A 22264-nucleotide genomic window follows, 5' to 3' on the forward strand; every position below is an offset into this window, starting at 1 on the left:
TTTTTCTGCTCATAAGTTATTCAGATTCAGGTTCTGATTCTGCAATCCGGTCTTCGATCAGCTGCAGAATCTCTTCTTTTCCCTGCTTGGTCTGTGCAGAAAAAGGAATTATGATCGTTCCCTCTACTGGCTGGATCTTCTGTCTGATGATCTTCAGATTCTTCTGAATCTGACTTCTCTTGATCTTATCAAGCTTTGTTGCAATAATCACCGGTTCATATCCATTTTTTACGATCCAGTCGTACATGATGCAATCATTCTCTGACGGCTCATGACGGATATCGATCAACAAAAATACAAGCCGTAACTGCTTTGAGGTATGCAGATACCGTTCTACCATCTTACCCCATTTTGCACGGATCTCTACGGATACCTGTGCATAGCCATATCCCGGAAGATCGACAAAATACAGATCATGATTAATATTATAATAATTGATCGTCTGTGTCTTACCCGGCTGTGACGATGTTCTGGCAAGTGACTTCCGGTTTAACAATCCATTGATCAGTGAGGATTTTCCTACATTTGACTTACCGGCAAACGCGATCTCCGGCATCTCTGTCTCTGGAAGTGTACTTGTAATTCCACATACTGTTTCAGTTCAGCACTCTTAATTATCATTTCTTTTCTCCTTTTGCAAGTGCAAGACTAAGCACCTGTTCCATTGTTTTCACACAGGTAATATCCAGTCCGTCTGTAATCTCTGCACTGATATCATTAAGATCTCTGCGGTTCATCTCAGGGATCAGCACCTTCTTAATACCGATCGTTTTTGCTGCCAGAAGCTTTTCTTTTAAACCACCGATTGGAAGCACACTTCCTCTCAGAGTAATCTCTCCTGTCATCGCAAGATCTCCCCTTACAGACTTATTAAATATTGCGGAATAAATAGCGGTTGCCATCGTGATTCCCGCAGAAGGTCCATCCTTTGGAACTGCTCCTTCCGGAATATGGATGTGGATATCATGCTTTTCAAAATAATCTTCACCCAGTGGCTCTGATTCCTTCATCGTACGAATATACGATAAACCGGTAACAGCAGACTCCTTCATGACATCTCCTAATTTACCGGTAAGCTGTATGCTGCCATTTCCGGGCATAATATTTACTTCTATATTAAGTGTTACACCACCTACCGCTGTCCATGCAAGGCCTCGTACAGAGCCTACTTTATTGGTCAGATCATAGCTGTCATCCATGTACTTCTCTGTTCCGAGAAGCTGCGGTATCATTTCCTTTGTTACTTTTACAGTCTCTACATGTTCTGTAAGTATCATTCTGCACGCTTTTCTGCATATTTTATCGATATTCCGCTCCAGATCACGCACACCTGCTTCTCTGGTGTAATGACGGATGATATATTTGATCGCTGATCCATTGATCTTGAACTGCTTCTTAGTCAGTCCGTTTCTTTCAATCGCTTTATTGACCAGATACAGCTTCGCAATGTTAAACTTCTCATTTTCCGTGTATCCACTGATCTCGATCATTTCCATACGATCAGCTAACGGTCCCGGAATCAGGGATGCATCATTTGCTGTTGCGATAAATAATACTTTGCTCAGATCGATTGGCACTTCAAAATAATGGTCGTAAAATTTATTATTCTGTTCGCTGTCTAAAACCTCTAACAGAGCAGAGGATACATCTCCCTTGTAGTCGCTGCTTACCTTGTCTATCTCATCAAGCAGTACCAGTGGATTCTCAGTCTTTGTCTTTGCGATTGACTGTGCGATCCTGCCCGGCATAGCACCGATATAAGTTCTTCTGTGTCCACGGATCTCTGCTTCATCCCGAACGCCACCAAGCGACATACGGATATATTCTTTTCCTGTCGCAGTAGCAATTGATCTCGCGATCGAGGTCTTACCGGTTCCCGGAGGTCCAACCAGACAAAGAATCGGCATATTACCTTTTTCGTTTAAAATATGGACAGCCAGATAATCTATGATACGTTCCTTTACTTCTTCTAATCCATAATGATCCCGTTCCAGAATCTTAATGGCCTTTTCGAGATTATCGTTCTCCTTTGAGGATTTACCCCAAGGATAGTCGAGCAACGTCTCAATATAGTTTGTAAGGATGCCGGATTCAGCAGCCATAGGCGGCAAAGCACGAAGTCTGGATATCTCTTTCGTAAGCTTCTCTTTGACTTCTTCCGGAACTGTCAGTTCCTGCAGGCGCTCCATATATTCATCTGCCGCTTTTTCTGTATTATCATCCTCGCCAAGTTCTTTCTTTATGACCTTCATCTGTTCCCGGAGAACATATTCTCTCTGGTGCTTATTTACACAATCCTGTAATTTCTCCTGAATCTCCTGACGGATGGCTAAAATCTCCATCTCTTCATCCATCGTCTGAAGGATCTTCATTACACGTTCTTTCACATCGAGCGTTTCCAGAATCTCCTGCTTCTTCGTATATGGCGCAGGAATGAATTCTGTCACTCCATCGGCAAATTTTGCAAGGTCATCGATCGTAAGCAGTTTTTTATATAACAGCTTATTTGTTCCCATTCCATTTGCAAATGCTTGTCTGAGCTTATCCGTAAGCATACGGATCAATGTTTTTTCCTCTACTTCATCCAGATGGTTTGTTTCTTCTGTATCTATATATTCAAAGTCTGCATTATATGCTCCGTCTTCCTTATAAAATGAAACGATCCTTGCACGTTTTTCTGCTTCAATCAGAATACGGACTGTTTTGTTCGGCATTTTCAGATATTGTTTGATCTTTGCTGTAACACCGATCGGATAAAGATCAGGAATCTTTCCATTCTCCTTTACTTCCTTTGCCGTAACCAGCAGGATGCTGCAATCACCCTTCATCGCATTGGCAACTGCTTCACAGGATTCCTTGCTGATCACATCCAGATGGGAGGAAGTATCCGGCATTATAACAATATTATTCAAAACGATCATCGGCCTGTTCCAGACGATATTATCCATACTTTTATCTCCTTTATATCAAAAAACCGGGATGCATAACATCCCGGCTTTCTGCTTAAGCTATTTCATCACTGTTTTTTACTGAACGCTTCTTCTTTATCTGCTTTTTCTCAGCCGGATTATCAGAACAAGTGATTTCTGGTTGTGCTCCATCCGTTATAACTTCTTTTGTGATCACGCATTTTGCAACTCTGTCATCCGATGGAATCTCATACATAAGATCTAGCGTTGCTTTCTCTATGATAGAACGAAGTCCTCTGGCTCCGGTCTTTCTCTCCATCGCTTCTTCTGCTATAGCGTAAAGCGCATCCTTATCAAATTCCAATTCCACGCCATCTAATTCAAATAATTTCTTATACTGCTTGCAGATTGCACTCTTTGTATCTGTCAGGATTCTTACAAGCGCATCCTTGTTCAACAGATCCAGTGTAACCGTTATCGGCAGACGTCCGACAAATTCAGGAATCAGTCCATATTTTACAAAGTCCTGAGGAGTTACCTGCTTTAACAGCTCTCCGATATCCTGTTCTGTCTTATCAACAACCTCTGCATTGAAGCCGATAGCTTTCTTGCCGATTCTGTTGTCAATGATCTTCTCCAGACCATCAAATGCACCACCGCATATAAATAAAATATTTGATGTATCGATCTGTATAAATTCCTGATGTGGATGCTTTCTGCCACCCTGTGGTGGCACTGATGCAACCGTTCCCTCCACGATCTTTAACAAAGCCTGCTGTACACCTTCACCGGATACATCTCTGGTGATGGATACATTCTCACTCTTCTTCGTGATCTTATCGATCTCATCAATATAGATAATTCCATGCTCTGCACGTTCTACATCATAATCGGCCGCCTGAATCAGCTTCAGCAGAATATTTTCTACATCTTCACCAACATATCCGGCCTCCGTCAATGCAGTTGCATCGGCAATGGCAAACGGAACATTCAGAATCTTTGCAAGTGTCTGTGCCAGATATGTCTTACCGGAACCGGTTGGTCCGACCATGAGAATATTACTCTTTTGAAGCTCTACGTCAAAATCTTTATCTGCCATGATACGCTTATAATGATTGTATACCGCAACAGATAATACCTTTTTTGCTTCTTCCTGACCGATTACATACTGATCCAGGAATTCACGGATCTCCTTGGGTTTCAGTAAATTAATGGAATCTTCAGCACCTGTTTCTTCCAGTTCTTCATCAACGATCTCTGCGCATATCTGTACACATTCATCACAAATATAAGCGTTTGGTCCTGCTATAAGTTTTCTGACCTGATCCTGCGTCTTATTGCAGAAGGAACATCTAAGTAGTTTTCTATCTTCACTACGATTTGCCATTCCAATACCTCTTTATACTATCTTTTTGCGATTACACTATCGATCAGACCATATGCACATGCTTCTTCTGCTGACATCCAGTTATCTCTCTCTGTATCAGCAGCAATCGTTTCATATGGCTTTCCGGTATTCTCGCTTAACATTCTATTTAATTTCTCTTTTGTCTTTAAAATATGCTTTGCAGCAATTTCAATCTCTGTAGCCTGACCCTGCGATCCGCCGGATGGCTGATGGATCATGATCTCGGCATTTGGAAGTGCAAATCTCTTACCTTTCGCACCACCCGCAAGCAGGAATGCACCCATACTTGCTGCCATTCCACAGCAGATTGTAGATACATCACATTTGATGTACTGCATTGTATCATAGATTCCAAGTCCTGCTGTTACAGAACCGCCCGGACTGTTGATATACAATGAGATATCCTTGGATGGATCTTCGGACTCCAGGAACAGGAGCTGTGCGATCACTATACTTGCTGATGTATCATTTACTTCTTCTCCCAGAAAGATAATTCTGTCTTTCAGAAGTCTTGAATAAATATCATATGAACGTTCACCACGGCTGGTCTGTTCAATGACATAAGGTACTAAACTCATATTTACACCTCCAAAATATCGCAATCAGAAATTATGGATTAAACTTCCTTTGCGTTATCTACAACAACCTTAACTGCCTTTTTAACAGCAAGATCCTTTTTAATGCTATCCTTTTCTGCATCACCCATGAAGCCTTCGATATCTTCTACATTCATCTGATACTGTTTTGCCATAGCTTCCAGTTCTTCATGTACTTCATCGTCTGATACCTCAATATTTTCAGCAGCAGCAATTGCTTCCAGAACAAGACGGGATTTGATTCTCTTCTCTGCATCTGGTTTGATTCTCTCCATTAATGCTTCCTCTGTAATATTGCAAATCTGCATATACTGCTCAAGGTTGATTCCCTGATACTGAAGATTCTGAGCGAACTCATCTTTGATTCTTTCCTGTACATCTGCAACCTGTGCATCTGCAACATCCATCTTTGCATTCTCGATTACTTTCTCGATCAGCTTGCTTTCTTTCTCGTTCTCAGCATCCTTCTGCTTCTTCTCAGCAGCCTTGCTCTTGATGTCTTCTTTGTATTCATCTAATGTCTCAAAATCTGAAACTTCACTTGCAAATTCATCATCTAACTCTGGTAATTCTACAGCCTTGATCTCTTTGATCTTGCATTTGAATACTGCTGGCTTACCTGCTAAATCTTCTGCCTGATAATCTTCCGGGAATGTAACATTTACTTCTACATCCTCATCGATGTTCTTGCCAACAAGCTGATCTTCAAATGTATCAATGAATGAATGAGAACCAAGAACGAGCTTGTAGTTCTCAGCCTTACCGCCTTCGAAAGGAACACCGTCAACAGATCCTTCGAAGTCAAGTGTAACTTCATCATCCATCTGTGCAGCTCTGTCTGTTACAGGGTTGTATCTTGAGTTCTCTTTCTGAACCTTTAAAAGCTCTGCCATAACTTCATCATCTGTTACTTCTACGTCAGCCTTTTCTACTTCGAGTCCCTTATAATCACCAAGTTCAACTTCAGGCTTAACAGCTACTTCTGCTGTAAAGATAAAATCCTTGCCCTTTTCGATCTGAGTTACATCGATAACCGGTCTTGATACAACATCAACATCTGATGCGCTTACTTCCTTTGGATAATACTCATTAATTAATGAATTAGCTGCCTCTTCATAAAATACTGCAGGTCCATACATTTTCTCAATAAATGCCTGTGGTACATGACCCTTTCTGAAACCAGGTACATTGAATTTACCTTTCTGCTTATTGTAGGCAGTTGTCATTGCCTTACCAAACTCCTCTGCCGGTACTGTGATTGTAAGTTTTGCCATACTGTGTTCCAGATTTTCTACTGCTAAACTCATTTTTTATTTCCTCCTTAAAATTATGCAAATGATGCCTTATGCCATCATCTTTTAATAATATATAAGGCATTATTTAGCATCCATTTATCATTTCGTTTTTATTGTGGGCATAAAAATACCCGCATCAATCATCCGATTATACCATATATACCGGATATATGTCCAGTCCATTTTCCATAATAACGCAGAAAAAGGTTATTGTCTTTTCGACAATAACCCCTTCCTGCTAAGCAAAAGCTATAAGATATCTCTTATTTTACCGCTTATCTGCCTGACATCTGTTCTTCCTGTCTCTTGATCATCTGACGAACCATCTCGCCACCGATTGATCCGCTCTGAGCAGATGTTAAGTCACCATTGTAACCATCCTTGAGGTTTACACCAATTTCCTTAGCAACCTCCATTTTGAACTTGTTCATAGCGTCCTTAGCTTCCGGAACACTCATCTTGCTTGTTCCTGTTGAATTTGAACTTGCCATAATACATTTCCTCCAATACATTTATTTAAGACTTTGTTGTCTTGATTCTATTATGTGTATTATAAGAAAAACTATTATGCCAATTTTTGTATTTTTATAATTCACAGGCAAAATATCAATCATCAAATTAATATGTCATCGGCTCTTCTTCGCCATTCATAACTCTTAATGCTCCCTGTGCAAGTGCAAGAAGTTCATCCTCACCAGGATATACTGTAAACGGAGCGATAAATCCGGCTCTCTTTTCCAGTTCTGCACATGTATGCTTGGAATATGCGATACCACCTGTTAAGATAATCTGATCTACTTTTCCGCAAAGTACGGTTGACATAGCCCCGATATCCTTTGCTACCTGCTGATGAAATGCGTCCTGAACAAGCTTTGCATGCTCATCACCTTCCTGAACGAGTTTCTCGAGATCTCTTGCATCATTGCTGCCGATATATGCATTGAATCCGCCGTTACCGACAAGTTTCTTTGTAACTTCCTGCTGTGTATATTTTCCTGAAAAGCACATCTTAACAAGATCACCTGATGGAACTCCACCTGCTCTCTCCGGTGAGAATGCGCCTTCACCATCTAATGCATTGTTAACATCAACGATACGTCCGTTTAAGTGAGCACCAACAGATACACCGCCGCCCATGTGTACAACGATCAGGTTCAGATCTTCATATTTCTTTCCATGCTCTTTTGCATATCTCTTTGCAACTGCCTTCTGGTTTAATGCATGGAATACACTTCTTCTTGGAAGCTCAGGCACACCGGATAAACGGGAGGATGGCATCAGCTCATCTACAACAACCGGATCTACAATGTAAGATGGAATTCCCAACTCATCGCCAATCTCTCTTGCAAGGATACCACCAAGGTTGGATGCATGCTGACCCTGTTTACCGATCTTTAAATCCTCTAATAATTCATCACTAACAGGATATGTACCGCCCGGAATCGGCTTTAACATACCACCACGACCTACACATACATCTAATGTCTTGATGTCAAAATTTTTCTCTGCAAGAATATCAAGGATAACTTTCTTTCTGAAGTCCTTCTGCTCAACGATAAGGTTGAAGCCCGCAAGTTCCTCTGTTGTGTGTCTTAATGTTTCTTCAAATAATAAATTCTCGTCTTCAAATACACCTATCTTTGTAGATGTTGAACCCGGATTGATAATCAAAATTTTGTATGACATGTTCTTCCTCCAAAATTCTTATATATTTATTCCGTAACCATAACGGTCTGATTACTGCTCATTCTTGATTGCTTCTGCAACAACTGCTGCAAGAGCGATAGAGTTCATCTTTACTTCAAAGCTGTCTGATCTGGATGTCAGGATAACCGGTGCCTTTGTTCCTGTCAGGATACAACCGTTCTTGCTTGCTGTTGTATGTGTCAGGCACTTGTATACAAGGTTTCCGGCGTGGATATCCGGGAATAAGAGGATATCTGCATCACCAACGATCTTACGGTCTTCTGCTCCCTTATGTTTAGCTGCTTCCGGATCGATCGCAAGGTCAAGTGATAATGGTCCGTCAACGATACATCCTGTGATCTCGCCATTCTCGTTCATCTTTGTAAGCTCTGCTGCATCTACAGTTACAGGCATCTTAGGATTTACAACTTCAACTGCCGCAAGCGGAGCAACCTTTGGACATGGAATACCACAAGCATGAACAACTTTTACTGTATTTTCAATAATCGCTTTTTTATCCTCAAGAGATGGATATGTCATGAATGCTACGTCTGAAAGATATAATAATCTGTCAACACCCGGAACCTCAAAAACTGCTACATGTGATAATGGCTTACCGGTTCTTAAACCTACTTCCTTATCCAGAACGCTCTTTAAGAAGTTCTTTGTATCAATGATACCCTTCATATACATATCTGCTTTATTATTATGTACCAGCTCAACAGCCTTATGTGCAGCCTGAATGCTGTCCGGTTCATTTATGATCTCATACTCATCCAGATTCATATCAAGTTCAGCAGCGATCTTTCTGATCTCAGCTTCATCACCGACGAGAATCGCATCTGCAATACCTTTTTCCTTTGCCGCCTTAACGGCTTCCAGAACCGGCTTGTCCTGAGCACATGCTACAGATACTGTCTTCTTGCTGCATTTTGCAACCTTGGCTAATAAATCTTCAAAACTCTTACTCATTTGTTTACACCTCTCGCGATTTTTATTCTTTTTTCCATAACGCATGAACTTATTATGGGTTGCCGCTCTCTTCCGGCAATCTTTATCTGTTATCGTATCACTTTGAAAAAAAAAGGTCAACCCTCTGGATAGTTCAGGCGATCTTCGCCTATATTATAAAGAACCTCTTTTAAGAACTTCTCTGCAAGGTAATTTGCCATGTTCAGATTCATGTCCTGATAATTTCCACATTCTCTCGGATTTGCACCTGGAATCGGATCATGATAATGACGTATAAATTCAAACATTGAAATCATCAGATCTACGATATCCTCTGACTTATAATCACCTGCAAGGATCAGATAAAATCCGGTTCTGCATCCCATCGGTCCAAAATAGATTACTTTGTCCTTATAATCCTCATGATTTCTGAGATAAGTAGCTGCCAGATGCTCAATCGTATGAATCTCCGCCGTATTCATGACCGGTTCAAAATTTGGCTTTGTCATGCGGATATCAAAAGTCGTAAGGACCGCATCTCCAGCCTTATCCTTTCTGGATACATAGATTCCAGGATTTAATAATAAATGATTGATCTGAAAACTTTTAATCTTTTCCATAGTTTTTCAACTGCCTCCTTTTAACATAACTTTACAAATTCTGTCATAAGTGCAACACTGTTATCGATCGCCATAGCCGCAAAAGACGGATAATCCATTTCTGCACTGTCATCTGCTTTATCTGAAATCGCACGGACAATCAGATATGGAATCTTGTTCAGACTTGCGACATGTCCGATCGATGCTCCCTCCATCTCTGCACAGGTTCCGTCAAATGTCTCAACCAGCCATTCTTTCTTATCTTTCCTTGATATGAACTGATCTCCGCTGACTACACGTCCGGTAAAGATGTTGACGGAAAGCTCTGCCTGCTTTGCTGCGGCAAGAGCAAGCTCCAGCATTTTGACATCTGTCTTGAAATATTTTCATCATCTTTTAAATCCGGATTGATTCCCGGAGCATATCCAAGAGCAGAGACATCCATGTCATGCTCTAATGCATCCTTTGCCAGCACGATATCTCCGATGTTGATGTCTGCATTTAACGAGCCTGCAATTCCGGTATTTACAATTCCATCTACCGGGAACAGGTCGATCATTGCCTGTGTACACATTGCTGCATGAACCTTACCTACACCACATTTTACCACAACCACTTCATGGTCACACAAAGTACCTCTGTAAAACTGCATACCTGCTTTTTCAATAATATGCACCTGTTCCATTTTTTCTTTTAACTTTGCAACTTCTTCGTCCATTGCTCCTATAATTCCAAGCATGTCTTCTTTCCTTTCTTACTGCATTTGTTCTCTTTATCCTGCTTATTCTTCACCAACCAGCTCAATCTGGCACATCTTCATCGTTTCAAGTGCAGCCACCTTTGATTCCGGTGTCACGCCTGCCGTACATCTGACATCGACTGCCACGCGAATCTCCGGATATAACGCCTTTATGATAAGAGCATTTGAAACTACACAGATATCGGTACAAAGCCCGATCAGACAGACATCTTCAAATTCATACCGATCCCAACCTGTATACCCAAAGGATGGCTTATCTATGATCTTACAGCCATCTGCATATATTCCATCTGCGATCTTCCATCCGTTAGTTCCCTTTATACAGTGTTCCACCGGCAGATGTTTCCCCTCGTTCGTCTGCAGATAATCTGCCCCATGGGTATCTCTGGTATAAAGCACCTCATCTCCCCTGTTTTTATATTCCTGTATCAGATTTCTTACCGGATCCACGATTGCCTCTGCTTCTTTTGTACCAAGTGAACCATCAATAAAATCATTCTGCATATCAATTACGATCAGGGTTCGTCTCATTCTTTTCACCATATGACCAGTTCAGGTCACCTTTCCATACATATTTCCATGCGATTACTTTTCGCCAGTCCGTTATAAAAGTCTGATCTGAAAATTTGATCACAAACTGTCGTTTCTTTGATACATATTCTCCGATCTGCCATTGATATATCCCGTTTTTTGTCTTCCAGACATAGATACATCTGGTACCATTATCCGGATAACCGAACTTATTTACAAAATTAAAATCCGAAAAATCCAACTGAAAATCGATTGGATCATCTTTTCTGTTATCATCTGTCTGATTTTTAGATTCATCTTCTTCCTGCTTATGAAACACATAACGAAATGCTCGTGCCACCCGTGACCAGAATCCCATTTTCCCTGTTTCATTCTTTTTCTGTTCCAACATCGCTTCCCGTTCATGCACCCGATGCATGCTCCACGAATATGTTTCAATATTTTCGATAGCATATTTAATCTTTGTATTAGAAGTAAATTCGCTCTGGATATGAAAACCTTTTTCAAATTCCCTGTGTTCATCCACTATATGATAATTATTATGCAGAAGTCTGACATTTCCCGGACTGTCTAAATATACGATCTTCCATGTATCTTCTTTATGATGGATTGTAAGCGTATCCCCATTTATCCTTGTCTTCATATCACAATCAATATACATATGCCGGATCATCTCTACAGACATCATCATAAGTCGGAATAACGCATCATATTCTGCCAATTTGTCATAATCTTCTGCCCCATATCTGAGATACGCTTCTATCGCACACTTCGGGCACTGTTTCATCCACTTCGGATAATTTACCAGATACTTCAGATCATAGTCTTTAATATTCCTTGTAAGAATACAGCTTTTATCATGGATCACATCTTCATTTCTGGAACAGATAAACTTCACATTATCATCCGCCATAATCTTACGTCTGAGTTTTGAATCATTCATCTGTCTGCCGGATTTTCCCTGCTGTCTCTTATCATAATACATTTTCTGACTCAGGTTCTGTTGTCTGTTATTTCCATTTCGGTAATTTTTCTTTTTTTCATAAGTATTTCGTTCCCCATATACAGATTTATTCTCTCTCTGGCGGTAATTATTCCTATACTCTGCCAAGTTCCTCTCTCACCACCTTTCCTATCGTTTTTACTTTATAGGACAAATGTACCGTAAAGTATAAATCGAGCTTATTGTAACATTTTATTCCAACATCTACAATAAATCTAAAAAACTCTTATTCGCCAAATACAGCCTTGTAATCTGCCTGGAACTTTGCAATACCCTGATCTGTTAACGGATGCTTTGTCATCTGCTCGATTACCTTGTATGGTACAGTTGCAATATGTGCGCCTGCAAGAGCACAGTCTGTAACGTGGATTGGATTTCTTACAGAGGCTGCGATGATCTCTGTATCTAAACCATAATTGTCAAATATTGTTACGATATCTTCAATCAGGTTGATACCTGTTGTGCTGATATCATCTAACCTTCCAAGAAACGGAGATACATAAGATGCACCTGCTCTTGCTGCAAGAAGCGCCTGATTTGCCGTAAAGATCAGAGTTACGTTTGTCTTGATTCCTTCTGCCGATAACACCTTGACTGCCTTTAAGCCTTCAACTGTCATAGGGATCTTAACAACCATATTTGGGTGGATCGCTGCGATCTCTCTTCCTTCTTTGATCATGCCTTCTGCATCTACAATTGTTGCCTTTACTTCTCCACTGATAGGACCATCTACAATTGTTGTGATCTCTTTGATAACTTCATTAAAATCTCTGCCTTCTTTTGCGATCAGAGATGGGTTGGTTGTTACACCACAGATTACTCCCATGTCATTTGCTTTTCTGATGTCATCTACATTTGCTGTATCAATAAAAAATTTCATATTCCTTTACCTCGCTTTATTTTCTTTTTATTTACAGGCATGTCATTCATGCTTTGCTTTTATATGCATACATGCAATTTCATGCTTTGTTTTCTCCTTTATCTGCTGTATCAGTCTGCCGACAATGCTGCCTCTACTTCTTCTCTCTTTGGAATTGACTGAACGGCTCCATTTCTGGTTACTGCTATAGAAGATGCCTTCGCACTCATTCTTAAGATATCCGGTATCTCCATGCCGCGGATCAGTCCTGCGAGGAAATATCCGGTAAAGGTATCTCCGGCTGCTGTCGTATCGACTGCTTTTACTGGAAAGATCGGCTGTTCATACTCACAGTCCTTGTCTGAATACCTTGCGCCATCTTTGCCAAGTGTCAGTACGATCTTTGCTTCCGGGAAACGCTTTCTCATGGAAGCAAGTATATCATCCGGCTCTGTCAGTCCTGTGATCTGTGCACCCTCGATCTCATTTAACAGGAAGATGCTGATCTTTGAAAGATCACAAACTTCAATCTTTTCATTATATGGAGATGGATTAAGTGCGATCACAAGCTTTCTGTCATATGCCCGGTCAATGATATAATCCAGCTTATTAACTTCGTTCTGAAGTAACAGAATATCTCCGGCTTCAAAATGTTCTAATACTTCATCTATATATTCTTCTGTCAGACTCTGATTTGCTCCTCCAAAGAGCAAAATGCAGTTCTGCGCATCCTTATCTACCTGAATGATCGTATGTCCGGTCTTCTCATCGATCGTACGGATGAATTCATCATGCACACCATGTTCTCTGCATGCATCCAAGAATACCTGTCCGTCTTCTCCGATCATTCCGCCATGATAGATATCTACGCCTGCCTTTGCAAGTGCAATGGACTGATTAATTCCTTTTCCTCCGAGGAATACATTCATTCCGTAGGTTGCCTGCGTCTCACCCGGTGCGATAATATGATCGACACTGTAGACATAATCAAGGTTCATGGAACCAATATTTAAAACTTTCATCATTCACCTCCAAAATCTGTATTTTTCTGTCGTTATTACTTATGCAGGAAATGCGACTCCTGCTGTAAGGATAATATTTGGATATGGTGTAAATTCACCTGTCCGAATTGCAAATTTCACGAATCTGTGTCTCATCAAGGACTGCATCCATTACCTGCTTAAATGTCGGTACACCTCCACAGAGTGCCAGATCTACAATCTCTACTCCCTTTGGAATTGGCATTCCGCCATCACCGATCATAAATGTATCCTTATGTCCAAGCCCTGCGATCAGACCTGCAAGCTGTGCATTAATGATACCTCTTTTTTTTCATATTATCTGTCCTCCATACCTATCTGACATATGTTTATCTTTTTAAGAACGTGGACATGAAGCGATTCTCCATGTCCACGTTCCTTAATATTATCTCCGTCTTTACCTGATATCTTCGATATTATTTGTTCTCATTTCTTGCCTGTAATGCCATCTTTGCCTGCATCTTTCTCTGGAACTGGTCAATGATAACCGCTACGATGATAACCAAACCTTTGATAACCATCTGCCAGAATTCAGATACACCACACATAACCATACCATCATTGATAACACCGATTACGAAAGCACCAACGATTGTTCCGCCGATCGTACCAACACCACCTGCCATGGATGTTCCACCAAGTACGGCTGCTGCGATCGCATTCCTTCCACAAGACGCTTTCGCTCTACCTTCGACGTAGCGGTACTAAGCTCCCGCTTTCGCGGGTCGCTAAGGACCGACGCTCAGGCAGGCTTGTTGCATAATAATATGATATCTTCTATTTTTTATTTACTAATTATCTCCGCATGAATAGCTTTCTTCTAATTCAATCAAATAAAAGTGTTCTGCAAAATAAAGTTAAATCTTTCTCGCCTGTATATGGCATTTTCTAATCTTCTGATCTGTTTGATACATTCTTTCTTGTGATCTTTAACAGCGACAGGATTGTCTGGCTGACGACTTTTCGGCTGGCTTCGTCCATCTTCTTGATCGAAGTCAGGATTCTTCCGATATCCTTATACCAGTTATTTTGCAGATCATCCGTGGTCTTCGCATCGCATTCATCTAACAGTTCGAACAGGGAATTAACGAACTGGCGACGCTGTTCATAGTCCATATGATCGATCCATTCTTTTAAGGAAGCATTTAGTACCCGGCATTCGTCGGTGATGCCATCCTCATGGATCAGGGATGGTCCAAGAACCTCCCAACTATAGACATCATGCTGCATGAAGCCCTCCTGCATACTGCGGATCACGACATATTCTTCTCTGTGTTCCAGCAGCATTCCTACGACCGAGTTCTGCGGTATGTATGTGATCATCCGGGACAGCATCCGGTTGTAACCGGCAAGCTCCAGTACATTTGGTTCAAATCCCGGTCCATCCATACTACATACCTTCAGAATCCTATCCTGCAGGGTACGCTCACAGGTTGCTGCTGCATAGATTGCAAGATTTCCACCTTTGGAATGTCCACACAGCAGGAATGTTCCGGGTATCTGTTCTGCTGCCTGCCGCAGATACTCAACTGCTGTCCGCTGAGACGGAACCGGTGAAAGAAATGCCATATTACAATCTTCCCGCCAACCGACAACTGTTTTATCGGTTCCTCGGTATACCACACAGCTTACATCGTCAAATAATTTTACTGTGACTGCTGAAAACTGCTTCTGTATCTCCTCATCCAACTGATTCACATAACCGCATAAGCGCAGATCACCAAATCGTCGGCTTGCTCCCATTGCAGCAAGCAGTTTCAGATCATCTTCATAAATCACCTGTGTCATGCGCTTCGCATCTCCTAAGAAACGCTCTGCCGCCTCTGCTACCGTGACTGCATGACTAAAATCATCCGGCACGATCCCCTCAAACGGTATATATGAAAATCTTGAAAATACAACTGCATCCACCTCATTAAAAGCCGATGCCTCAAACGGCAGATCACCCCGCCATTCCAGATAGTCTAATATATTTGCCATATTCACACCCCCGGCTTATCTAAAAACCTTCTTTACGTCTCTGCCCTCTGAGTTCTCTCCGTTTCTCTCCTGCCAGCCATTCTGCTTGTTCACTTTCGTTCTCAAGTGTCAGCCCCGGAACCGGTCTTGGTTTGTCATTTTCATCGACAGCCACCAATGTCAGATACGCCCGATTGATTGAGCGCCGGATTCCTCTGTGATCCTCGATATAAGTATCCACACGGACATCCATCGAGGTATGTCCGACATAGGTAATACGGCCTACTAATACGATCAGATCCTTCAGATAAGCACCTCGCATGAATTTCAGATTATCAACCGAGGCTGTGATCACATCTCCATTTGAATGGCGGATCCCAACAAGACCTGCAACTTCATCGATCCATGCCATTAACTGTCCGCCAAATAATCGTCCGGCACCATTTAAATGCTCCGGCCGTACCTGAAAGACCTGCTCTACCATTGAATCACTGACTTTTTTCGTATTTCGCTCCATATACACCGTTCCCTTTCTTTATTTTCATCCTGTTTATAATTGGAGTATTCATCCGGTATTATTCCTGTTCTGCTCATTTTATCATAACAGACGCAAATACACAATCGGCAGCCGGTCTGTCCGACAATACCCTTTTATTCCGTCTATCCTGCAATGCTCTCTTGTCCGGTCTGTTAAACAATATGCTTTCTTCTGTCGCGTACATCCATACATATGCACAGTATAAAACATATAAATCCTGATATCGTGATAATAATTCCCGGTACAAACATAGGATATACAAAGGAAATCTCTGTATGCCTCTCATGCACAACAAGAAGATTCATCTGCTCGGAAAGCTCCTGATCAGATGTAAATATGTCCTGTGCCGCAATCGACGTATTGACACCTGTTTCCTGATCAAAATCCGCATCAACATCGATCGATAGTCCATCTTCTTTATAAGCTATTGTGATTGGAACAAGTTCTCTGTCCGGAAGCTGTTCATTTGATATCCCGAGCACATCATTTAAGATGTCAACCAGTGCCGCATCCTTCCTGCTAACAGCTTCATACATCAGATTCAGTCCGAGGAAATATACATTTGGCAGATCATCTTTCATACCTAAAAACGTCAGCTTCTGATTGCCCATCTGAAACGTTCCGATCTCGGTATCGGTTCCGGTTATATAAGCTGTACTAAAATCCCTGTCTTCCTCCGCAAAGTCATCACTTCGGATCTCGCTGTTCTGATAAGAAAGAACCGGATACCGTTCATCAAAATGGATCTGCTGTGCAAATACACCGAGAAACATTTCCTGTTTATTACTCTTATTAGCCGGAACATGGGTACTGTCGATCACAACTCTGGTACCTGCTGCCGCCACGTCCGTAAGTATCGCTTCTGCCTTACTCTGATTCCTGTATTCAAATCCGGTTAAGAACAAAGTATCATACCGGCTCAATTCTTCCACTGAATAATCCTCGATCACATCCGAGCTTCCTGCCACAAATGCCGGATAAAGCAGAGTCATTTCATTTGCATATTTTCCGATTGCAAGCCCATAGTATCCGGTGACCGTTCCAAAGTTCTCCGGTGTCTCACGTTTATAAGTATATGCAGTCGTCATTTCCTGCACCATAGAATAACCGCTGGCTGCCGCATCCTGCTCAATATCAGAGATTGTGATATCCTGCTTCTCAAGATCACTCTTCCGTATCAGAACCGTATCAGCCCCAAGCTCTACTGCCCGATCAAACAGAAAACGATAGTATTTTCGGTCAAGCGCTTCATTTAACAGAACAATATTATCCCCAGTCGCAGCACCCTGCCAAGCCCAGCCATACGTGTACATCGTATGACTGCTGCCACTGATTCCATAAGATGGATAAGAACCATAAGAACTCTTATCGATAACAGCCGTCCGCTGGTCTGTCAGTTCCGTAAGCTGCTGCATCTCCATTTTTGTTTCATCTGATGTAGCAACGCTGTAAAAATCCAGATTCATACATGATATACTGTCTACACACAGAAGTGCAGCCAGAAGCACACAATATTTTTTCTTCAAGCGAACCCATTCCAGACATGCACTGAAGAAAAAACCATAGATCATCGGCGCAAACCGGGTCATCCAGAACAACTGGCTGAACGGAAGCTTTACCAGTATCCGGTATGCAGCAGGCGTTGTACAGGCAAGCATGATCAGTAAAAATACAAAACCGGCTTTCTTTCCACCTCTTGCAAGCAGGATTCCGGCTATCGCGATAAGTACTGCTGCCAGTCCGAAATAAAAGCTGTCATTTCCTGCACTCAGACGTTTAAATGGATTTAATGACGTCGTAAGTGGATAGATCAAAGTTGACATAACACTTCCGTCTCCACTCTCTGACGTCACAAGCCCGCCTTTTAAAGAAGGAATCACCCATATACCCGCTGTCAGGATTCCACAGATCATATAGATAAGAGCAAATATTTTTCTTCTAGTATCCTTATTCCATATCTGATCGATCAGCAGATATAAAAATGCAGATACGCCCATGATCGCAGTAACCATCAGATGCGTAAAACTCATCAATGTCATACAAACAAACAATCCGACAGCTGCACAATTATTCTTCTTTCTTACATAGAGCCATAAGAACCAGATCGCATATGGTACAAGCATCGTCGTCACCATCTGCGGCAGATTTCCCGCTGTAAAATAAATTCTGATATGCTCCGGCATAAAGAACCAGAGCAGTCCGAAAAAGGTTCCAAGCACTCTGCGGTTCTCATGGATCCCCCAGAGAATCCACGGAAGTCCACCGACTACGAATATAACAAAGGCAAGCAGCCTGTAAGCCAGAAGAAGATCGCCCCCTGTAAGAAACATCAGTCCCGCCATAATATAATAAGAGAGCGGTCCCCAATATCTGAAAAGCTGGATTCCGTTATACCAGTATGGGGAGAACAACGGAAAGACGTTTCCTTTTTTCAGGCTCTCATACATTTCCTGCGACTTATAGAGATGTCCCCAGATATCACCACCGGACGGCTCATATCCTGATAGCACAAGATACAGTGCAAGCCCTGCACCTGCAAGTAACAAGATACTTATACATATGCAGTTTTTCCGAATTCTCTTGTGACTGTCTGTCATATTTCTTACTCTCCAATATGTTTTATCTCATCTAAGATCAGGTCTGTAAGCGTCTGCACCGTCTGATTCTGCTCCATCTCCTGCTCATCCAGCATACTGATCACATATGTTCTTCCCGGTGTCTCACTCATCTCGATCATCAGAAAGATCCATCCCATTGCATTTAATATCTCCTGCAATTTTTCTTTAAAATACAGGCATACGTTTTCGATCGTTGGATTTAATATATCAAACGGCTTTATATCATTCAGATAATTATTCTGAAAAGGTTCCAGAAATTCCTCAACTGCCTTTTCAAGTATATGAAATGGTTCAAAATTCTCCTTTCCCTTCACCACATGCAGAACGATCTCCCAGGTATGCGGATGTACTTCGCCTAATTTTCCACCGATATAGATAGCATGCCTGGCATCCATATAGAATTTGAATTTATACTGTTGATATCTCATTCCGCTACGCCTCCTCCTGCTTTCTGGTATAAGCATCGTACACATCCACCGGTTTTTTTACCCCAACATCGATTAAGTCATATCGTATCGAGCGATATGCATTCTCGGACTTTCGGATACAGTACCGATAAATCTCATCCGCCCTGTCTTTTGCCTGCTGTTCATCCAGCCTGTAAAGCAGAATAACAAAAAATCCTTTCTTCACCTCACCCATGATCTCATTCTGATGAAGTCTGGAACGGATCTTCCTCATAAAATGAAAGATCTCCTGTCTGCTATAATAACGATCCATCATGTCCAGATGAATGAACATATAATGGATCGGTTTTAACGCTTCATCATCCGATTTCTGAAGCATGATACGAAGAAAATTATTATCATAGAATTCATGCGAGCTGTTATATTGATTCTGTACATAGATATTCTTTGCCATCTCGTCATCTAAAGCCTTTTCAAACCCCATATTCCCGGCATTGCTCGTCACCTTTTCAAGCTTCCGGTTACGTTTGTCCAGTTCTTTCTTCGTACCCTTCAAATTCTTCTCTGCCTTGTTCCAGGATTCTAACAATGCAATCAACAGCCCGAGCAGAACGACACTTACAAGTCCTGTTGCAATTACAATATAATATCCATGCTTTATTGTCGATGTCCGTTCCAGAATACTATCCGTATCAGACACCACACTGATCGTACATTCTTCCTGTCCGACCGTCCATCTGACTGTATCCACCACAACATCCTGCTCACGTATCATCTTCCAGAATTCTGTGATCTCTGCATATTTACCTAATGTATCCGTTGTATTCTCATTCTTTGCCCACAGCACTTCCGAATCTCTTGTATATACCAAGAACCTCTCTCCGGAGGAAACAGTCTGCTCCTGTAAAAAAGCAAGAACCTCTGCATCTTTTCCTGACTTCTGAACTGACTGAATGTTGCAGGCTAATAACTGTAGATAGTCCTCCTGATCATCCTCATACGCCTGTATCACTGCTTCCCGGTTCTGTAACAGCTCATAACAGATACATCCCATAAATATCATAATAAACAGGATCACGGTTGCGGATATCGAGAAAATCCTATGATTCGGTGATGTATATAGTTTTTTTATCCATGATTGTTTTTTCTCTTTATTCACTGGTATTTACCTCATCTCTGATCTTCTCCAGCACCCGGTGTGTTCCTGCAAAATCACGCGTCACGACCTGTTTAAAGTCATTCCATTCTTCATGCAGGTCTCTTGTCCGCCATGTTCTCGTTTTTCTGGTTGAATTAATAATTCCTGCAAACCGGAACCAGAATACAATAAAATTAAACACCGGAAGTAAAAAAATCAGATACCATTTCCTTGCATAATATTTTCTCAAATACGGAAAATCCTTTAAAAACAGAATAATACAGATATACAACAGGAAGTTGGCCATACTGTATAAAAAGAATAAGAATACGAGCGATGTCACAATAAGCTTCATCGGATAATTGATAAATGCCAGACAGATAATCGCAAAATACCAGATCATCCGAGGGAACGCAAACGTGTGATCATACACAAGGATCCGCATGACGAAATCTTTAAAGAAACTCCTGCCAATGTTCATCCTATCCTTTCGGAACATATGAAGCACTTCCAGCTCACCGCTCTGCCACCGCTGCCTTTGAACATACAGTTTATTCAAGCTCTCGATCGGATCTACAAAAAAAATCGCATTCGGACAAAGTGCCACACGCTTCTTCATCTGAAACCGTACCTGAAAAGTTACATGCGTATCCTCGCACAGGGTATCCGTATTATATAACTGCGTCTTCATGATCGCAGATTTACGGAACGCCGAAAAAGCACCCGACAGAGTAAAGATACTGTTCAACTCCGACTGGAAATTACGGCCGGATAGAAATGCCTGACAATATTCACCAAACTCCATCTTCTGCAGTAACCGTAAAGCGCATCGATTCGTCTGATCGATCAACTCCGGATTCGTCAGTACTGTTCCGGTCAGGCTGTGGACTTCCGGTTCATTCTCAAACATTGTTACAATATTTCTGATAGCATCCGGTTCTAACATTCCATCACTGTCAATATGGATAATATATTTACCCTGGCAGTTAAACAATGCCAGATTAAGGGCTTTGGATTTTCCCTGCTTCGAATTCATCCAATTAATCGAAAGATTCGGGAAATCCTTCTGACATTTGCTGTATATCTCAAAGCTGTTATCCTTGCTCATATTATTGACAAGCAGAACAAATATCTTATCCTTCGGGTAATTCGATTGATAGATCGACTGCACACAGGCATACAAGGTTTCTGCCGAATTGTAGACCGGAACGATCAGAGATACCTCCGGATAATGGGATAACGGCTTATATTTCTTCTTCATGATCCTGCGTTTTAACAGGATGATAAAATTCCCGACTGTTGGGATCACTTCCATGATCAACGGAATGACGATCCATGCCACCCAGAAGATCACGGAAGACATAAGCATATTTTTAATTGCTGTCATAACGGAATGCACCTACCTTCTGTCTGACAATCTGTGGTTTCGTGAATACATAGAAATACAGGAATACTGTACATCCATAGAACAGGATTCTGGCAAATATCGTATGTGCAAAGAAATACATATCGATGCCCCATATATGAACTAACAGGCAGATAAAGAAGATTCGAAGTACATTTGCGAGGAAGATCGCCATCACTCCGATCATACTTACAACCACTCTCTCATATTTGTCATAGACCGGAAAGAACCAGAGCAGCGCAAGAAACGCCAGCATCTCGATCACACCGGAACACTCAAAATCAATATATAAGGACAGACTGGTTCCGCCATTCTGGATAAACAGAATTCCCTGCTGAAAATAAGAATCATAGAGATGCGTCAGCCCACCGATCACACCGGCAACAGCAGAGACGGCCTTTTGAAGCGGAACTACGACATACGGTTCTATCAGTATCAGACTGAAAATAAACAATCCCACACTTCCGCAGATATAATACCAGAAATTCAATTTTGCCCGATATAATACTGTTAATATATAGATCCAACCAAGAAGACAGACAAATACCAGCCAGTTCATCCT

At 41.5% G+C, this 22264-nt stretch carries 21 protein-coding genes and 3 pseudogenes; all 24 read right to left on the reverse strand.

Annotated features, from left to right (window positions below; genetic code table 11):
* Positions 1-16: 16 nt before the first annotated feature.
* Positions 17-621, reverse strand: a pseudogene (gene yihA, locus DXA07_RS07645) (ribosome biogenesis GTP-binding protein YihA/YsxC).
* On the reverse strand, positions 618-2948 hold the full coding sequence (gene lon / locus DXA07_RS07650; RefSeq protein ID WP_118484105.1) for an endopeptidase La: 2331 nt from the start codon (positions 2946-2948) through the stop codon (positions 618-620). The pseudogene yihA and the gene lon overlap by 4 nt, the downstream one beginning before the upstream one ends.
* 55 nt (positions 2949-3003) lie before the next feature.
* On the reverse strand, positions 3004-4296 hold the full coding sequence (gene clpX, locus DXA07_RS07655) for an ATP-dependent Clp protease ATP-binding subunit ClpX (RefSeq protein WP_117807470.1): 1293 nt from the start codon (positions 4294-4296) through the stop codon (positions 3004-3006).
* Between the two features lie 17 nt (positions 4297-4313).
* Positions 4314-4895, reverse strand: coding sequence for an ATP-dependent Clp endopeptidase proteolytic subunit ClpP (clpP, locus tag DXA07_RS07660; RefSeq protein WP_008400599.1), 582 nt, complete (start codon positions 4893-4895; stop codon positions 4314-4316).
* 38 nt (positions 4896-4933) lie between these two features.
* Positions 4934-6220 (reverse strand): trigger factor, encoded by a 1287-nt coding sequence (gene tig / locus DXA07_RS07665; RefSeq protein ID WP_117807469.1) that lies wholly within the window; start codon positions 6218-6220, stop codon positions 4934-4936.
* A 263-nt stretch (positions 6221-6483) separates the two neighbouring features.
* The gene (locus DXA07_RS07670; RefSeq protein WP_021944153.1) at positions 6484-6699 is read right to left on the reverse strand and encodes an alpha/beta-type small acid-soluble spore protein; all 216 of its coding nucleotides are present in this window, start codon (positions 6697-6699) and stop codon (positions 6484-6486) included.
* A 127-nt stretch (positions 6700-6826) separates the two neighbouring features.
* On the reverse strand, positions 6827-7894 hold the full coding sequence (gene buk / locus DXA07_RS07675) for a butyrate kinase (protein WP_008400594.1): 1068 nt from the start codon (positions 7892-7894) through the stop codon (positions 6827-6829).
* A gap of 51 nt (positions 7895-7945) precedes the next feature.
* On the reverse strand, positions 7946-8866 hold the full coding sequence (ptb, locus tag DXA07_RS07680; protein WP_021944151.1) for a phosphate butyryltransferase: 921 nt from the start codon (positions 8864-8866) through the stop codon (positions 7946-7948).
* 116 nt (positions 8867-8982) lie between these two features.
* Complete coding sequence (locus DXA07_RS07685; protein ID WP_021944150.1) at positions 8983-9465, reverse strand: S-ribosylhomocysteine lyase; 483 nt, start codon at positions 9463-9465, stop codon at positions 8983-8985.
* Positions 9466-9485: 20 nt separating this feature from the next.
* Positions 9486-9806, reverse strand: coding sequence for a 5'-methylthioadenosine/S-adenosylhomocysteine nucleosidase (locus tag DXA07_RS14070; RefSeq protein ID WP_348980788.1), 321 nt, complete (start codon positions 9804-9806; stop codon positions 9486-9488).
* On the reverse strand, positions 9737-10183 hold the full coding sequence (mtnN, locus tag DXA07_RS14075) for a 5'-methylthioadenosine/S-adenosylhomocysteine nucleosidase (protein WP_348980789.1): 447 nt from the start codon (positions 10181-10183) through the stop codon (positions 9737-9739). Before mtnN ends, DXA07_RS14070 begins: the two co-directional genes overlap by 70 nt.
* Positions 10184-10225: 42 nt before the next feature.
* On the reverse strand, positions 10226-10735 hold the full coding sequence (locus DXA07_RS07695; protein WP_117807466.1) for an isochorismatase family cysteine hydrolase: 510 nt from the start codon (positions 10733-10735) through the stop codon (positions 10226-10228).
* Entirely contained in the window at positions 10710-11846 is a 1137-nt protein-coding gene (locus DXA07_RS07700; RefSeq protein WP_118484107.1) for a hypothetical protein, read from the reverse strand. The genes DXA07_RS07695 and DXA07_RS07700 overlap by 26 nt, the downstream gene beginning before the upstream one ends.
* A 118-nt stretch (positions 11847-11964) precedes the next feature.
* Positions 11965-12618 (reverse strand): fructose-6-phosphate aldolase, encoded by a 654-nt coding sequence (fsa, locus tag DXA07_RS07705; protein ID WP_117807464.1) that lies wholly within the window; start codon positions 12616-12618, stop codon positions 11965-11967.
* 110 nt (positions 12619-12728) lie between these two features.
* Positions 12729-13619: a ribokinase gene (locus DXA07_RS07710; protein ID WP_117807463.1), complete on the reverse strand. Its 891-nt coding sequence runs from the start codon at positions 13617-13619 to the stop codon at positions 12729-12731.
* Positions 13620-13658: 39 nt separating this feature from the next.
* Positions 13659-13917 (reverse strand): annotated as a pseudogene (locus DXA07_RS07715) (RbsD/FucU domain-containing protein).
* Between the two features lie 136 nt (positions 13918-14053).
* Positions 14054-14296: pseudogene (locus DXA07_RS07720) on the reverse strand (ABC transporter permease); the annotation flags it as partial.
* Positions 14297-14525: 229 nt separating this feature from the next.
* The gene (locus DXA07_RS07725) at positions 14526-15617 is read right to left on the reverse strand and encodes a DUF2974 domain-containing protein (protein WP_118484109.1); all 1092 of its coding nucleotides are present in this window, start codon (positions 15615-15617) and stop codon (positions 14526-14528) included.
* 19 nt (positions 15618-15636) lie between these two features.
* On the reverse strand, positions 15637-16113 hold the full coding sequence (locus tag DXA07_RS07730) for an acyl-CoA thioesterase (RefSeq protein ID WP_008400583.1): 477 nt from the start codon (positions 16111-16113) through the stop codon (positions 15637-15639).
* A gap of 173 nt (positions 16114-16286) precedes the next feature.
* Positions 16287-18731, reverse strand: a complete 2445-nt coding sequence (locus DXA07_RS07735) for a 6-pyruvoyl-tetrahydropterin synthase-related protein (protein WP_118484111.1) — start codon at positions 18729-18731, stop codon at positions 16287-16289.
* Positions 18732-18736: 5 nt separating this feature from the next.
* Positions 18737-19180 carry a 6-carboxytetrahydropterin synthase gene (locus tag DXA07_RS07740; protein WP_117822570.1) on the reverse strand — a complete coding sequence of 148 codons (444 nt, stop codon included), beginning with the start codon at positions 19178-19180 and terminating at the stop codon, positions 18737-18739.
* A gap of 4 nt (positions 19181-19184) precedes the next feature.
* On the reverse strand, positions 19185-20318 hold the full coding sequence (locus DXA07_RS07745) for a hypothetical protein (RefSeq protein ID WP_118484113.1): 1134 nt from the start codon (positions 20316-20318) through the stop codon (positions 19185-19187).
* On the reverse strand, positions 20311-21684 hold the full coding sequence (locus DXA07_RS07750) for a TIGR03111 family XrtG-associated glycosyltransferase (RefSeq protein ID WP_118484115.1): 1374 nt from the start codon (positions 21682-21684) through the stop codon (positions 20311-20313). The genes DXA07_RS07745 and DXA07_RS07750 overlap by 8 nt, the downstream gene beginning before the upstream one ends.
* On the reverse strand, positions 21671-22261 hold the full coding sequence (xrtG, locus tag DXA07_RS07755; RefSeq protein WP_008400576.1) for an exosortase family protein XrtG: 591 nt from the start codon (positions 22259-22261) through the stop codon (positions 21671-21673). The genes DXA07_RS07750 and xrtG overlap by 14 nt, the downstream gene beginning before the upstream one ends.
* Positions 22262-22264: the final 3 nt, after the last annotated feature.

This window comes from Clostridium sp. AM54-37XD (genome assembly GCF_003478225.1).
In the GTDB taxonomy this organism is placed as follows: Bacteria; Bacillota; Clostridia; order Lachnospirales; family Lachnospiraceae; genus Coprococcus; species Coprococcus ammoniilyticus.